This window comes from Streptomyces sp. NPDC104226 (assembly GCF_055584085.1).
This window is the reverse complement of record NZ_JBVJMS010000002.1, coordinates 788,566-803,761: the sequence shown is the minus strand read 5'-3', so window position 1 is coordinate 803,761 and position 15,196 is coordinate 788,566. Positions and strand designations below refer to the sequence as shown.

Below are 15,196 nucleotides of genomic sequence, written 5' to 3'. Positions count from 1 at the left end.
AGGGGGCTGCCTACTGGCGTGCGCGCACGGCGGCGGCGATGCCGGCCGGGGTCGGGACGTCGAAGAAGACGTCGAAGTCCAGCTCGACGCCGAGCGCGTCACGGATCCGGGCGGCGATCTGGATCACCGTCAGCGAATGCCCGCCGAGGTCGAACAGATCGTCCTCGGGGCCGACAGCGGGCAGGTTCAGCACCTCCGCCCAGATCCGGCGGACCGTTCCGGTCGTGGCGTCGTCCTCGTCGGTGCCGCCGGTGGCGTCGGCCCGTGGCGCCGGAGCCTCGCGGGGCGGTACCGGCAGGGCCCGCCGGTCCAGCTTGCCGTTCGGGGTGAGCGGCAGGCTCTCCACCGTGAGCCAGCGCTGCGGCGCCATCGCGGCCGGCAGCGTGCGCATCAGGTGGTCGCGCAGGTCGGCGGGGGCGGGCGACGGGGCGCCGGCGGCCGGGACCAGGTAACCGGCGAGGAACGGCTCCCCGTCCTCCTCGGTGTGGACGGCAACGGCGGCCTGGGCGAGGGCGGGGTGCTCCAGCAGGGCGGACTCGATCTCGCCGAGTTCGATCCGGTGGCCGCGGATCTTGACCTGGTCGTCGATCCGGCCGAGGAAGTCGAGTTCCCCGTCGGGCGTCCACACGGCGCGGTCCCCGGTGCGGTAGAGCCGGGCGCCGGGCGGGCCGAACGGGCTCTGCACGAAGCGCTCGGCGGTGAGTTCGGGTCGGCCGAGGTAGCCGTGGGCGACGCCGTCCCCGCCGATCAGCAGTTCGCCGGGGATGCCGAGCGGGGTGGGGTTCAGCTGCTCGTCGACCACGTAGGTCCGGGTGTTGGCGATCGGGCGGCCGATCCGGACCTGCTCCGGCTCGGCGGGGAGTTCGGCGCAGGTGGACCAGATGGTGGTCTCGGTGGGCCCGTACACGTTGAACAACCGGGCCGTGCGCGACCGCAGTTCGCGGGCGAGCGGCAGCGGCAGTGCCTCGCCGCCGGCCAGGCCCGTGACGTCGGTGAGCGCATCGGCGCCGCTCCCGGCCGTGAGCATCACCCGCCATCCGGAGGGGGTGGCCTGGACGTGGGTGACGCCCTCGGCGGCGATCAGCGCGAGCAGGCCGGGGCCGTCGACGGCGAGGCCGTCCGGGGCCAGGACCAGGCGGCCGCCGGTGATGAGCGGCAGGTAGAGCTCCAGCGCGGAGATGTCGAACGAGAGCGAGGTCAAGCCCAGCCAGGCGTGCTGCGGGCCGGAGCCGAGCCGGTCGGCGAAGGAGGTGAGCAGGTTGACCAGCGCCCGGTGGCCGACGGAAACACCCTTCGGGCGGCCCGTGGAGCCGGAGGTGTAGAGGACGTACGCCACGTCCTGCGGGCCGGGGTCGGAGGCCGTGGCCGTGGCGGCCTCGGTCGGGCCCTGCGCCGACGGCGCGGGGATCCGTAGGACCGCGGGGGCGGCCGCGGCCACCTCGGGCGCGGGCTCGCGGTCGGCGAGCACCAGAACGGCTCCGGAGTCGCGCAGCACGAGGGCGAGGCGCTCGGCCGGATAGCCGGGGTCCAGCGGAAGGTACGCCGCGCCGGTGGCGAGGACGGCGAGCAGCGCGGCGGGCAGGTCCGCGGTGCGGTCCAGGTGGAGGGCGACCAGGTCGCCGGGCCGGACCCCGGAGGCGCGTAGCACCGCTGCCAACTGCTCCGTACGGGCCATCAGTTCGCGGTAGCGGAGAGGGCGGCCGGCCGTGCTGACAGCGATCGCCTCGGGAGTGGCGGCGGCCTGGGCGCGGACCAGGTCGAGCACGGTCCGGTCGGCCGGATAGGGCCGGTCCGTCGCGTTCGGCGCGGTGGTGACGGCCCGGAGCTCGGCGGCGTCCAGCAGCGGCAGGTCCAGCAGTCGGGCCTCGGGCGCGGCGACCGCCCCGGCGAGCAGGGTGCCGTAGTGGACGGCGATCCGGCGGGCGGTGTCCGGGGCGAGCACGGCCGGGTCGTACTGGAGGCTGAAGTCGATGCCGCCGCTCAGGGTTCCGTCGCAGGCGGGGGCCTCGACGACCTGGAGGTGGAGGGTGTTGCGGGCGGTGCGGTTGTGCACCGCCCAGGCGATCCGGGCGCCGGTGCCGGCCCCGAAGTCCGGGTCCGGGCCGCGCCTGCGGTAGCCGAGCGAGACCGGGGTCAAGCCGATCCGGGGGCCCAGTCCGGCGACGGCACTGCCGAAGGGCACACCGCGGTACGGGTAGCCGGCCCGCAGCTCGGCCCGCACGGCGGAGGCGAAGGCCGCGAAGGTCGCCGACGCACCGGCCGCGGGCGCGTGGACGGGCAGCTCGTTGACGAACAACCCGATTTCATCAGCGAGTTCGGGTGTCCGGGTGGAGAGCGGGACGGACACCGGCACCGCTTCGCCGCCGTAGCGGCGCAGCAGCCCGTGCAGGGCCGCGAGCAGGAACTCGAAGACCGTGGTGCCGGCGAGGGCGGCCGCAGCGGCCAACTCCCCGGCCTCGGGGCCTGCGAGCCGCCACTCGACCGCCTCACCGGCGCCGGCCCCGGCCGCGGTCGGCGTGCGCGGGGCGCCGGGCAGTACCGGTTCGGTGGCGGCGGCCCAACGCGGCCCGTACCACTCGGCGGCCCTCCGTACGACCTCCGGATCCGCCGTCGGGGCCCCCGGTGCGGTGGGCGCGGGCGGCGCGGGCAGGAGCGCCGAGCCGTACGCGGCCGCGAGGTCCCGGACCAGGACGTCCTTGGAGTTGCCGTCGAAGACCGCGTGGTGGGCGGTGACCAGCAGCTCGGCGCTGCCGTCGGCGCGCCGGTGCAGGGTGAAGCGGCTGAGCGGACCGGTCTCCAGGGAGAACGGGCGGGCGGCCTCCTCCTCCAGCCGCTTCTCCAGGTCGGCCTCGTCCGCGGGTGCTGCGAGCTGCACCAGTTCGGGCTCCTGCGCCGCCGCTTCCTGCCGGATCCGGCCGTCACGTTCCACCAGCCGTGCGGAGAGGGCCGGGTGACGCCTGGTCAGGGCGGTCACCGCGCGGGCCAGCGCCTCCGCGTCGATCCGGTCGAAGGAGATCCGCACCGGCATGTGGAACGCCTCGCGGGCCAGTCCCAGCCGGTGGGTCAGCCAGACGCCCTGCTGGGCCGGCGAGGCCGGTCTGGTGTCGGGCAGGGGGAGTACTTCGGACATCGGCGGCTCACTCAGGACGTCGGAGCAGGGCGGAAGGGCAGCGCACATCGACGTGCGGACGCGGTATGGGTCGCGGAGTACCGCACGTCAGGGCTTCAGAGGTCAACGGCAGGCTGCGGCGAACGGGTCGGTGACGGCACCGGCCATCTGTGGTGTCCGGTCCTCCCCCGGGGACCGGCCGATGGCCGTGAGCGGTCGGGACCGCCGGAGATCCGAGGATCGCCGGAGTCGTCTCACAGCTCGGGCCCCCACCCGATGAAGACAATTGGTCCAGACCTGTCGAGAGATTCGCACAACGCCCATGTACCGTCAAGAGCCGTCCATGGCGCGGAATCAACCACCATGTACGGGCAGAGCTCCACCGACGTCCACCCAAAGTCCGCAGGTGCGCTCATCCCTGACAGTTCATCAACCGGCCACCTCCTGGCGGTAGATCGGCCGATCGGCGGACTCGGATGGTTGCGGTGGACGTTGCGACTGCCATGAAGGCAGGTCCCGGAGGAGGAGCGGACGCCCTCGGTCCGCCGACCGGGCTGCCGGCCCGGTACTGGCGACACCTCCCCGAAACCGTCGCCGGCGAAGCCGACGGGTACCTCCACGAGGGACGGAGATCGACGTGCGCGGTGCCTCGGCCCGCGGTGGCCCGCACCGCACGAGCCCCCGTCGACCGGGGCGGCCCCTGTCGCCGTCGGCCGCCGGCGACAGGAGGAGCGCGCTCGCGTATGCGAAGTGGATGCGAAGCGCATGCGCGAGAACGGGGTCGCCTCCTCCCCGGCTCCGAACGCCCGGGGCGGTGGCCCTGCTCGCCGCACTCGGCGGCGCGGCCGCAAGCGGCGAATGAGTATCCGTACTCATGGTGCGAGCGCGGCGGCGGCGCCACGATGGGTGGCCTGGTCGGAGGTGTACCGAGGGGGCGGCGGGCATGCACGTGACGGTGGAGGGTCGGGGAGGCGGGAGCGGCGGCGGGGTGGGCCGTGCCGGCGGCAGCGAAGCTCTCCGGCCGTTGGTCCGGCCCGCCGGTGTGGGTGCGCTGCTGGGCGGCCTGTGCGTCCTGGCGGCCCTGCTGCCCTGGGAGTTGGACGACTTCTGCCGGAGCGAGGGCTGGGGGTGCCTGGGGCTCTTCCTCGTGTTGCTGGTGGCCGCACCCGTCGTCGCGACCCTGATCGGGTGGGCGGGGTTGCGGGTGGCCGGCGTCCGTCCTGCCTGGCGGGTGGCCGTAGTGGGCGGGGTGTTGGGCGTGCTGGCCTGCGTGCTCTCCTGGCGGGCGGGCGCCCCGCCCCCGTGGTTCCTGTTCGGCGCTCCGCTCCTGCTGGCCGCGGCGTACGCGGCTGCGGCCGCCGTGGCGCTCCCCGGGGTCGGCTCCCTCAGGCGCTGGGGGGTGCTCGCCGGGGTCCTCGTCCTGCTGTGGCCGTTGACGGCCGTGCTCGCCGACCGGCAGGTGTCGGCGTACCGGGAACAGCGACTCGCCGCCTCCCGGGTCCCGTTGCTCGCCCCCGACCTGGACGGCTACCGCCTGTACTTCGCGGACGCCGACCCGTACGGCGGCACCTTCGGCTACCTCATCCTGCCGTCCTCGGTTCCCGTGGGTGCGGCCGACCGCGAGGCGCGCGGCATCCGGGTGACCGTCGGACCGCAGCTGCCGGGCTTCGCGCCGCCGGACGCGTGCGAGGTCACCTCCGCGAGCACGCGGCGCGATACGGGCCCCTGCACGCAGGTGGCCCCCGACACCTGGCGCTCGCCCACGTACGACTCCGTCCGGTACATCGCACGACGCCAGGGTGCCATCGTGGTCCTCACCGGAGGCGGGCCCACGATCTCCGACGACGACCTGCGCACGCTGACCCGCTCCCTCGCGGTCCGCACGACCGACTTCTTCCCCGACGAGTGAGCCCCACGCCCCAGCACCCCGGCGCTCCCGCTCCCGCATGTGCGATCTCCCTTGACCCCCCGGGCCCGTTCGGCCTAGCGTGATCCGCGACCGTAGAAAGCGCTTTCTGTACGGGGTTCCTCCTGCCGGAGCCCCGTCGGTCGACGAGTCGAGCAGCACCCGGAGCACCGAAAGAGAGCGCATACGTGCAGCCACCCCACCCGCCCGTCGCGACGCCGGTCACCACCCCGGTCACCCCCCTCACGACGCTGACCACGGACGAGACCGGCTTCCTGCGGAACGGCCGCCCACACCGGATCGTCTCCGCGGCCATCCACTACTTCCGGGTGCACCCCGGCCTCTGGGCCGACCGCCTGCTGCGCCTGCGCGCGATGGGCGTGAACACCGTCGAGACCTACGTGGCCTGGAACGTCCACGAGCCCAGCCCCGGCACGTTCACCTTCGACGGGCCGAACGACGTGGCGGCCTTCATCCGGACCGCCGGCGATCTCGGGCTCGACGTCATCGTCAGGCCCGGCCCCTACATCTGCGCCGAATGGGACTTCGGCGGACTGCCCGGCTGGCTGCTGGCCGACCGGACCATCAGGCTCCGCCGCCGCGACCCCGCCTACCTGGCCGCCGTCGACGCCTGGTTCGACACCCTGGCACCCGTACTGGTCCCCCTGCTCGGCAGCCGGGGCGGGCCGGTGGTGGCGGTGGGCGTAGAGAACGAGTACGGCAGCTTCGGCAACGACACCGGCTACCTGGAACACCTCCGCGACGGCCTGGTCCGACGGGGCCTGGACTGCCTGCTGTTCACCACCGACGGGGCCGACCACGGCTTCCAGCTCGGCGGCCGCATCCCCGGCGTCCTGACCACCGGAACCTTCGGCTCGCGCCCCGAGAGCTCGCTCGCGACCCTGCGCACGTACCAGCCCGAAGGCCCGCTGGTCTGTGTGGAGTACTGGCACGGCTGGTTCGACCACTGGGGCGAGCCGCACCACACGCGCGACCCGAAGGACGCCGCCGACACCCTGGACAGCCTGCTCGCCGCGGGCGCCTCGGTGAACATCTACATGGGACACGGCGGCACCAACTTCGGCTGGTGGAACGGCGCCAACCACGACGGCACCACGTACCAGCCCGACGTGACGAGCTACGACTACGACGCCCCCGTGGGCGAGGCCGGCGAACTCACCCGGAAGTTCCACCTCTTCCGCGAGGTCATCGGCCGGCACACCGGCTCCGTCACCCACGAACCCCCCGCCCTGCCCCCACGGGTGGTTCCCCGGCGGCTCACCGTGGACGAACACGTCTCACTGGCCGACTCCCTGGACGCACTCGCCAAGCCGCTGCACCACGTCGAGCCGCTGACCATGGAGGAAGCCGGCCAGTCCCTCGGCCTGATCCACTACCGAACCCGGCTGCGCGGACCCCTGCCCGAGGCGGCGCTGCGCATCGACGGGCTGGCCGACCGCGCCCAGGTCTTCCTGGACGGACGGGAGATCGGGCTGCTGGAACGGGACGAGCCACTCGCGGCGCTGACCGTCGCCGTACCCGACGGGGGAGCGGAGCTCGACATCCTCGTGGAGAGCCAGGGGCGCATCAACTACGGCCCCCTGCTGGCCGATCGCAAGGGCATCCGCGACGGGGTCAGGCTGGACAACCAGTACCAGTTCGGCTGGGAGATCAGGCCGCTGCCCCTCGACGACCTCTCGGGACTCCGGTTCGGCCCCGGCGAGGTCCCGGACGGCCCGTCCTTCCACCGGGTCACCGTCGACCTCGACGCCCCGGCCGACGCGTTCATCGCCCTCCCGGGGTGGACCAAGGGCATGGTCTGGCTGAACGGTTTCGCCCTGGGCCGGTTCTGGGAGCGCGGCCCGCAGAAGACCCTGTACGCACCGGGTCCCCTCTGGCGGGCGGGCGCGAACACCCTGGTGGTCCTCGAACTCCACCGGCCCGGGACCACCGTCGAACTCCGCGACGCACCGGACCTCGGCACGGAGGCGCCCGCGCCCATCCCCGTCTGGTAGCCGCGCCGGGCTCCGGTGCCGTCAGGGGGTGCCGCGCGAGCGACCCGTAGCCCGCACCCGCGCCGTTCCCGCGGGTGCGGGCCGCACTCCCATGGGGGAAGCTGGGAAGACGCCGGTGGTGCCGGTGGTGCGCAGAGTCGCAAGGAAGGTCTGCCGTGAACGTTTCCGCAGGTGGCCGCCCCCCACGCGCAACCCGGCGCAAGGTGCGGACGGCGAGCTTGCTGTGCACGGTGGCGGCGCTGACGGCCGCCGTGCTTCCGGCCTCCGCGGCCTCCTCCGCACCCGCGCGCGGCGCCGCGGCTTCGACGGCCCGCACACCGGATCCCCAGGATCCCGTCGTGATCGTCGACTGCTCCTCCCAGGCGCAGACGCGCCCCGCGGAGTACATCCTCGCCTGCGGCGACGGGAACAACCGGCTCGTCGGTCTCCGCTGGGACAGCTGGGGGCCGGGCAGCGCCACGGCCACCGGCACCGACATGGTGAACGACTGCCGCCCGTACTGCGCGGCCGGCCGCTTCCGCGCCTACCCGGTCACCGTGACCCTGTCCCATCCGCAGACCTGGCCGGAGCACCCCGACCTCCGGCGCTTCACCACGATCCGGCTCCTCTACACCGACACCGCACCGGATCCCGTCCCCAAGGACGTGACCTACAAACTGGTGTACTGACACGAGCCCCAGGCTCCCCACGGGATACGGTCGGCCCCATGGACCTTGATCGACAAGGGTGGCGCCGGTGTCTGCTGAGCGGCGCGGTGTTCGTCGTCTGCATGGCCGGCACCACACTGCCGACCCCCCTCTACGGGCTCTACCAGGAGAAGTTCGGCTTCTCCGCGCTGATGGTGACCGTGGTGTACGCCGTGTACGCCTTCGGGGTGATCGGCGTACTGCTGCTCGCGGGCAACGCCTCGGACGCCGTGGGCCGACGGCCGGTCCTGCTGGCGGGGCTGGGCTTCGCCGCGGCGAGCGCCGTCTGCTTCCTGTGCGCCGACGGGATGCCCTGGCTGTACGCGGGACGGCTGCTGTCCGGTCTGTCCGCCGGCCTGTTCACCGGGGCCGCCACGGCCTACGTGATGGAGCTGGCACCGCCCGGCGGCGCCTCGCGGGCCACGTTCGTCGCGACGGCCGCCAACATGGGCGGACTGGGCTGCGGTCCGCTGCTTGCCGGAATCCTGGCGCAGTACGCCCCCTGGCCGCTGTACCTGTCCTTCGTGGTGCACCTCGGGCTCGTGGCGGTCGCGGCCCTGGTCCTGCTGCGGCTGCCGGAGACGGTGCGCGAGCGGCGGCCGCTGAGCACCGTACGACCGCAGAAGCCCGCGCTGCCCCCGCAGGTGCGGGCGGTGTTCGGTCCTGCCGCGATCGCCGCGTTCGTGGGTTTCGCCCTCTTCGGGGTGTTCACCTCCGTCAGCCCGGCGTTCCTCGCGGAGTCCCTGGACGTGCACAACCGGGCCGTGAGCGGGCTGGTGGTCGCCCTGGCCTTCTTCGCCTCCACCGCCGGGCAGCTGGCCGTGGGCCGCATCGGGGTGCAGCGCTCGCTGCCGCTGGGGTGCGCCGTGCTCCTCGCCGGACTGGCGCTGCTCGCCGGCGCACTGTGGTGGGACCTGCTGGCGCTGGTGGTGCTCAGCGCCCTCGTCAGCGGAGTCGGCCAGGGGCTCGCCTTCCGCGGGGCACTGTCCGCCGTGGCCGGAGCGTCTCCCGAGGACCAGCGGGCAGCCGTGATCTCCACCCTGTTCCTGGTGGCGTACACGGGCATCTCGCTGCCCGTGATCGGCGTGGGCGTGCTGGAGGGCCCCCTCGGGCTGGAGGGGGCGGGACTGGTGTTCATCGCCTGCATGGCGGTGCTCGTCGTGGGCGCGGCCGGCTACCTGCTCAGGCGGCCGGCGCGGGCCGCCGCGAACTGAGTCCGCGAGGCCGCCCGGCCGCCCGGCGGCGCGTGGGCCGCAGAGGATTCACGCGCTGCCGGCGGCCGTGGGGCAGGCCACCTCGGCGATGGTGTCCGGGACCGGAAGACGCTCCGGCTCCGGCTCCGGGACCGCAGCCGCCCACTGGCGGTCCTGTTCGAAGGTGCGGAGCAGGTCCGCCGCGACGCTCACCGCGATCGTGGCGGGCTCCTTGCCCGTGATCTCGGCCAGCCCGATCGGGGTCGTGATCCGGTCGATGGTGCCGGCGTCGTGACCGCCCTCGGCGGCCAGGCGCTGCCGGAACCGCGCCCACTTCGCGGACGAGCCGATCAGACCGATCGAGCCGAGACCGGGGGTGCGCAGTGCGGCGTCGCACAGCGCGGCGTCCTCGGCGTGATCGTGCGTCATGATCAGGACGTGGGTCCCGGGCGGCAGCTCCCCGAGCACCGTCTCCGGCAGCAGCGGGGTGTGGTGCACGTGGACCTGCGCCACCGCGTCCGAGAGCACCCCGAGCCGCTCCTGCGTCAGCATGTCGGGGCGGCTGTCGACGAGGTACAGGTCGAGGTCCTGGCGGGCCAGGATGCGCGCCAGTTCCAGCCCGACGTGCCCGACACCGAAGACGGCCACCGCCTGGACCACCGGCAGCGGTTCGAGCAGCACGCTGACGGCTCCGCCGCAGCACTGCACGCCGTGCCGGCTGGTGACCTTGTCGTTCAGCGCGAACTCCATCAGCTCCGGCTGCGGATCGGCCGCGCCGCTCAGCTCGCGCGCCCGGTCGATGGCGACGGCCTCGATGTTGCCCCCGCCGATCGACCCCCAGGTCTCGGTCCGCCCCACGACGAGCTTGGCACCGGCCCGACGGGGCGCGTGGCCGCGCACGGTCGCCACGGTCACGAGCACGCCGGCCTCCCGGCGTGCCCGCAACCGCGCGACCGCGGCGACCCAGCTCATGTCAGACATTGCTCAAAGCGCTTGCATCGGCACCGGCGAGGATCCCGCCGTCGTCGGACGCCCGCTCCTCGTGCGGCGCCGCACCGCCCCGGCGGGCTCCCTCGATCGCCCAGTACACCGCCTCCGGCGTGGCCGGCGAGGCCAGCTCCACGCCGACTCCGGCGGGCCCGAACTCCGCGGCCGCCTGGCGCAGGGCCTCCCGCACCGAGAAGGCCAGCATCAGCGGGGGCTCACCGACCGCCTTGGACCCGTAGACGGCGCCCTCCTCGGTGGCGTTCTCCATCAGCCTGACGTTGAACTCCTCGGGCATCTCCGAGAAGCTCGGCAGCTTGTAGGTGCTCGCGGCCTGGGTGAGCAGGCGGCCGCGGTTCGGGCCGTCCCCGGAGTCCCAGCGCATGTCCTCCAGCGTCAGCCAGCCCGCGCCTTGGACGAAGCCGCCCTCGACCTGACCGATGTCGATCATCGGGGAGAGGCTGTCGCCGACATCGTGGACGATGTCCACCCGCCGGATCCGGTACGCACCGGTGAAGCCGTCCACTTCCACCTCGGTCGCGGCCGCCCCGTAGGAGAAGTACTTGAACGGCGAGCCGTGGAACGCCTTCGCGTCCCAGTGCAGCCCCTCGGTCCGGTAGAAACCGGCCGCCGAGAGCTGGACCCGCTGGAAGTACGCGGTGCGCACCAGGTCGTCCCAGGCCAGCTCCTTGTCGACGCCGAGGGCGCGTGCGACGCCCTCGACGATGCGCACGTCCGAGGCGTTCGTACCCAGCTGCGTGCCGGCCACCTGGAGCAGCCGGTCCCGGATCTGCTCGCAGGCGTTCTTCACCGCCGCGCCGTTGAGGTCCGCCCCCGCACTCGCGGCGGTCGCCGAGGTGTTGGGCACCTTGTCGGTGCGCGTCGGGGCGAGCCGCACCTTGTGCAGCGGGATGCCCAGCGTGGTCGCGGCCACCTGCAGCATCTTGGTGTGCAGGCCCTGACCCATCTCGGTGCCGCCGTGGTTGATCAGGACGGAGCCGTCCTTGTAGACCAGCACCAGCGCACCGGCCTGGTTGAAGGCGGTGAGGTTGAAGGAGATGCCGAACTTGATCCCGGTCAGCGCGAGCGCCCGCTTGGTGTGCGGGTGCGCGGCGTTGAAGGCCGCGATCTCGCGCCTGCGCTCGGCCAGGGCGCCGTCTTCCTTGACCTGGTTCCAGACGCCGGAGATCCGCTCGGGGTGGGAGACGGGCTGACCGTACGGGGTCGACTGGCCCTGACGGTAGAAGTTGCGCTCGCGCAGCTCCATCGGGTCCAGGCCGAGCAGCGGCGCGCACCGGCCCATGATGTCCTCGATCACCAGCATGCCCTGGGGGCCGCCGAAGCCGCGGAAGGCCGTGTTGGAGACCTTGTTGGTCTTGGCGATCCGGCCTGCGACGCGCGCGTTGGGGATCCAGTACGTGTTGTCGATGTGGCACAGCGCGCGGGCCACCACGGGCTCGGACAGGTCCAGGCTCCAGCCGCCGTCGGCGGTCAGGGTGGCGTCCAGGGCCTGGATGCGGCCCTCGGCGTCGAAGCCGATCCTCCACGTGGCGTGGAACCCGTGGCGCTTGCCGGACATGGTCAGGTCCTGGGTCCGGTTGAGCCGTACCCGGACCGGCCGGCCGGTGAGCTTGGCGCCGAGCGCGGCGACGGCCGCGAACCCGTGCGGCTGCATCTCCTTGCCGCCGAAACCGCCGCCCATCCGCAGGCACTGCACCGTCACCTCGTGGCTGTGCAGGCCGAGTACGTGGGCGACGATCTCCTGCGTCTCCGAGGGGTGCTGGGTGCTGCTCTGGACGAACACCTGCCCGTTCTCGTCCAGGAGGGCGAGCGCCGCGTGCGTTTCGAGATAGAAGTGCTCCTGGTCGGAGAACTGGAACTCCCCGGTGAACACGTGCGCGGAGTCCTCGAAACCGGCGTCCACGTCACCGGTCACCATCATGGGCCGGGCGCCGTGGAAGCTCTCGGTCTCGATCGCCTCCCGCAGGGTGATCACGGAGGGCTGTTCGTCGAGTTCCACCTCGACGGCCGCCGCACCGAGCCGGGCCGCCTCCACGGTCTCGCCCAGGACCCAGGCCACCGCGTGGCCGTGGAACATGACCGTGTCGGGGAACAGCGGCTCGTCGTGCTTCATCCCCGCGTCGTTGACGCCGGGCACGTCGGCCCCGGTCAGTACGCGGACCACACCGGGCACGGCGAGTGCCGGCTCGGTGCGCAGCGCCGTGATCCTGCCGTGGGCCTTCATGACCTGGACCGGGTAGGCGTGCAGGACGTCCTTGGTGCGGTGGACCAGGTCGTCGGTGTAGAGCGCCGCACCGGTGACGTGCAGGTTCGCGCTCTCGTGCGGCATCGACAGACCGACGACGGGCTTTTCGGGACGCTCGGACAACTGGCTCATGACGACACCGCCTCGGTGGTTTGCGCGTACAGCTTGTTCAGGCTCTGGCCGAGCATCGCGGAGCGGTAGAGGGCGCTGGCGCGGTGGTCGTCCATCGGGGTGCCCTCGGCCCGCAGGACCCGGGCCGCGGCCTCGACGGTCTCCGCCGTCCACGGCCTGCCCTCCAGGGCAGCCTCGGTGGAGAGGGCGCGGATCGGGGTGGCGGCCACGCCGCCCAGGCCGATGCGCGCCTTGCGGACGGTCCCGTCCTCGATGTCGAGCGCGAAGGCGACCGCCACGCTGGAGATGTCGTCGAAGCGCCGCTTGGCGATCTTGTGGAAGGCCGTGACGGGCGACAGCGGCAGCGGGATGCGCACCGCGCGGATCAGCTCGCCGGGACGGCGCACGCTCTGCCGGTAGCCGGTGAAGTAGTCGGCCAGGGGGACCTCGCGCTCACCGTCGGCGCCCGCCAGCAGCAGCGAGGCCTCCAGCGCGAGCAGTACCGGCGGGCTGTCACCGATGGGGGAGCCGGTACCCAGGTTGCCGCCGAGGGTGGCGCTGTTGCGGATGAGCCGGGAGGCGAACTGCGGGAACAGCTCGGCCAGGAGCGGGACACTGCCGTCGAGACGGCGTTCGATCTCGGTGAGCGTCTGCGCCGCTCCGATCTCGATGTGGTCGGACTCGACGCGCAGTTCCCGCAGTTCGGGCAGCCGGTCGACCGCGACCACGCAACTTGCGCGGCGGGAGCGGATGTTCACCTCCACGCCCCAGTCGGTGCTACCGGCGACCACCACCGCCTCGGGCCGCTCGCCCAGCAGTCGCACCGTCTCCGCGAGGGTGCCGGGACGGATGAACGCGCTGTCGTCCCGGGTGTATTCGGTGGCGGCGGCCTGCGGCGGGGACTGCTCGCGACGCTGCGCCAGTACGTCGTCCTCGGCGGGCGAGCCGACGGCGAACGCGGCATCGCGGATGGGGCGGTAGCCGGTGCAGCGGCACAGGTTTCCGCTCAGCGCGTGCAGATCGAAACCGTTCGGGCCGTGCTCGGAGTCGGCGCCGTCGGCGGAATCCGCGGCCGGCTCGGCGGCCGGTTCGGCGTGTGCGCAGCGGTCGGGCCGGTAGTACTCGGAGGCCATGCTGCAGATGAACCCCGGTGTGCAGTAACCGCATTGGGAGCCGCCGCGGACGGCCATCTCCTCCTGTACGGGGTGCAGCGCGGTGGCTGCGCCGGCTTCGTCGACGGTGGCGAGGCCTTCGGAGGTGATGACCTCCTGGCCGTCGAGCGCCAGGGCCGGAACCAGGCAGGCGTTGACCGCCACCCAGTCGGTGGGCTTGTGCACGCCCGGGCGGGCCACGAGCACCGAACAGGCGCCGCATTCGCCTTCGGCGCAGCCCTCCTTGGTGCCGGTGAGGCCGCGGTCGCGCAGGAAGTCCAGCACCGTGGTGTGGGCTGCGGCCGGGGCGATCGGTGTTTCTTTCCCGTTGACCGTGATCCGCGCCGCTACCACGGTGCGACCTCGTTTCGGGGCGCGGTCGGTCGGACTGTACTGGTCGCCATGGCAGGAGCTTTCTCGTTCAGTGGTCGCGGCTCGATGGATCCGGTTCGCGACGGATCGGCGCGCAAGGAGGCGCCGCAAGTGGTGACAGAGTGAAGGAAGAATTCCGGGGCCGCGATCGGGCACGCCGGGCAGGGGGCTGTTCGGTAGCGGGAGCCGTTCAGCAGCCGTGTGCAACCCGACCCGGAGCCCAAGCGGTCTGGTGGGCGAGGCGAAGCGATACGGAGAGGGTGGACATCCGGCTTCGCCTCCTTCCAGGGGGGCTCTCGAGTTGGTGCGGTCGAAGTTACGTGCCGAAGGTTGATCGGTCAAGGACCAATTCGGACGATTCCATGAACGCCGCCGCTCGTAGGGGGTGCTCCTTCGTACGTGCGACCAGTGGCACAGTAGCCGCAGGGCGGCCACGGAGGGCTGCGCGCGAGCAGGCGGGAGCGGGAAAAGTGGCTGCGGAATCAGGGGCGTTCGACGAGATCACCACCGAGGGGGAACTGCGCGAGCTCCTCGGTGAGCCGACCGCGGTGGCCCGCGGGAAGGAACGGCGGACCCTCCACGAGTACCACGTGCAGTGGCTGGAGCACTCTCCGCTCTGCCTGATCTCCACCTCCGCCGCCGACGGCACCTGCGACGTCTCGCCCAAGGGCGACCCGGCCGGCTTCGCCAAGGTCCTGGACGACACCACCCTCGTGATCCCGGACCGTCCCGGAAACCGCCGAGCGGACGGCTTCCGCAACGTCCTCACCAACCCCCACGTCGGTCTGCTCTTCCTGATACCGGGCCGCGGGGACTCGCTCCGGATCAACGGCCGGGCCCGGCTGCTGCGCGACGCGCCCTTCTTCGACGACCTGACCGTCCAGGGGCACCGGCCCACCCTCGCCCTCCTCGTGGAGGTCGAGCAGGTCTACTTCCACTGCTCCCGGGCCTTCGTGCGCTCGGCCCTGTGGAAGCCGGGAACCTGGAACCCCGAAGCAGCCCCTTCCCGGGCGAGGATCTCCAAGGGGCTGGAGCGCACGCACGAGTCCCTGGAGGAGCTGGAGCGCTACTACGGGCCCTCGTACGACGAGAAGAACATGTACATCTGACCGGATGCGAACGGATCAGACGGAGCCCCCTGCTCGGCGAACACCGCGATCGGCGAGCAGGGGGCTTCCTTCACCGCGCTTCCCGTGACAGCGAGAGCCGCAAGCAGCCCGGGGAGCGGGTGTCCGCAGCCAGTGAACCAAGGGCCGACCCGATGGGTCGACTGGTCCCGGACACGGAAACCGGCTGGTGCGGCCGGTCCGGACACAGTGAATCATCCAAGAGGCATATATGCCACCTGGGCTCGCATCTGCGGCTCTCTTGATCCAGTTCTCCTTGTAAATGACCTATGAGTC

The 15,196-nt window shown here is 72.6% G+C and carries 9 protein-coding genes; 5 read left to right on the top strand and 4 right to left on the bottom strand.

Going from position 1 to position 15,196, the window contains the following annotated elements; all coding sequences use genetic code 11:
- Positions 1–10: 10 nt before the first annotated feature.
- A complete protein-coding gene (locus ACZ60J_RS08960; RefSeq protein WP_469679948.1) occupies positions 11–3,130 on the bottom strand; it encodes a non-ribosomal peptide synthetase in 3,120 nt (1,039 codons plus the stop codon).
- Positions 3,131–4,052: 922 nt separating this feature from the next.
- Between ACZ60J_RS08960 and ACZ60J_RS08955 the strand changes: the two genes are divergently transcribed.
- The 4 genes from ACZ60J_RS08955 (at position 4,053) to ACZ60J_RS08940 (ending at position 8,930) form a co-directional block, all read left to right on the top strand.
- Positions 4,053–5,018, top strand: coding sequence for a hypothetical protein (locus tag ACZ60J_RS08955; protein WP_469679946.1), 966 nt, complete (start codon positions 4,053–4,055; stop codon positions 5,016–5,018).
- A 185-nt stretch (positions 5,019–5,203) separates the two neighbouring features.
- Positions 5,204–7,030 (top strand): glycoside hydrolase family 35 protein, encoded by a 1,827-nt coding sequence (locus ACZ60J_RS08950; protein WP_469679944.1) that lies wholly within the window; start codon positions 5,204–5,206, stop codon positions 7,028–7,030.
- A 155-nt stretch (positions 7,031–7,185) separates the two neighbouring features.
- Entirely contained in the window at positions 7,186–7,698 is a 513-nt protein-coding gene (locus ACZ60J_RS08945; RefSeq protein WP_469679942.1) for a hypothetical protein, read from the top strand.
- A gap of 38 nt (positions 7,699–7,736) precedes the next feature.
- Positions 7,737–8,930: an MFS transporter gene (locus ACZ60J_RS08940; RefSeq protein ID WP_469679941.1), complete on the top strand. Its 1,194-nt coding sequence runs from the start codon at positions 7,737–7,739 to the stop codon at positions 8,928–8,930.
- A gap of 48 nt (positions 8,931–8,978) precedes the next feature.
- Here ACZ60J_RS08940 and xdhC read toward each other — a convergent pair whose 3' ends face one another.
- Genes xdhC through ACZ60J_RS08925 form a run of 3 tightly spaced genes read right to left on the bottom strand, consistent with a single transcriptional unit; the run spans position 8,979 to position 13,775 of the window.
- A complete protein-coding gene (gene xdhC, locus ACZ60J_RS08935; protein ID WP_469679939.1) occupies positions 8,979–9,881 on the bottom strand; it encodes a xanthine dehydrogenase accessory protein XdhC in 903 nt (300 codons plus the stop codon).
- A gap of 1 nt (position 9,882) precedes the next feature.
- Positions 9,883–12,291: a xanthine dehydrogenase molybdopterin binding subunit gene (gene xdhB, locus ACZ60J_RS08930; RefSeq protein ID WP_469679938.1), complete on the bottom strand. Its 2,409-nt coding sequence runs from the start codon at positions 12,289–12,291 to the stop codon at positions 9,883–9,885.
- Positions 12,288–13,775: a xanthine dehydrogenase small subunit gene (locus ACZ60J_RS08925; protein ID WP_469679937.1), complete on the bottom strand. Its 1,488-nt coding sequence runs from the start codon at positions 13,773–13,775 to the stop codon at positions 12,288–12,290. The genes xdhB and ACZ60J_RS08925 overlap by 4 nt, the downstream gene beginning before the upstream one ends.
- Positions 13,776–14,263: 488 nt before the next feature.
- Between ACZ60J_RS08925 and ACZ60J_RS08920 the strand changes: the two genes are divergently transcribed.
- A complete protein-coding gene (locus ACZ60J_RS08920) occupies positions 14,264–14,902 on the top strand; it encodes a pyridoxamine 5'-phosphate oxidase family protein (RefSeq protein WP_469679936.1) in 639 nt (212 codons plus the stop codon).
- Positions 14,903–15,196: the final 294 nt, after the last annotated feature.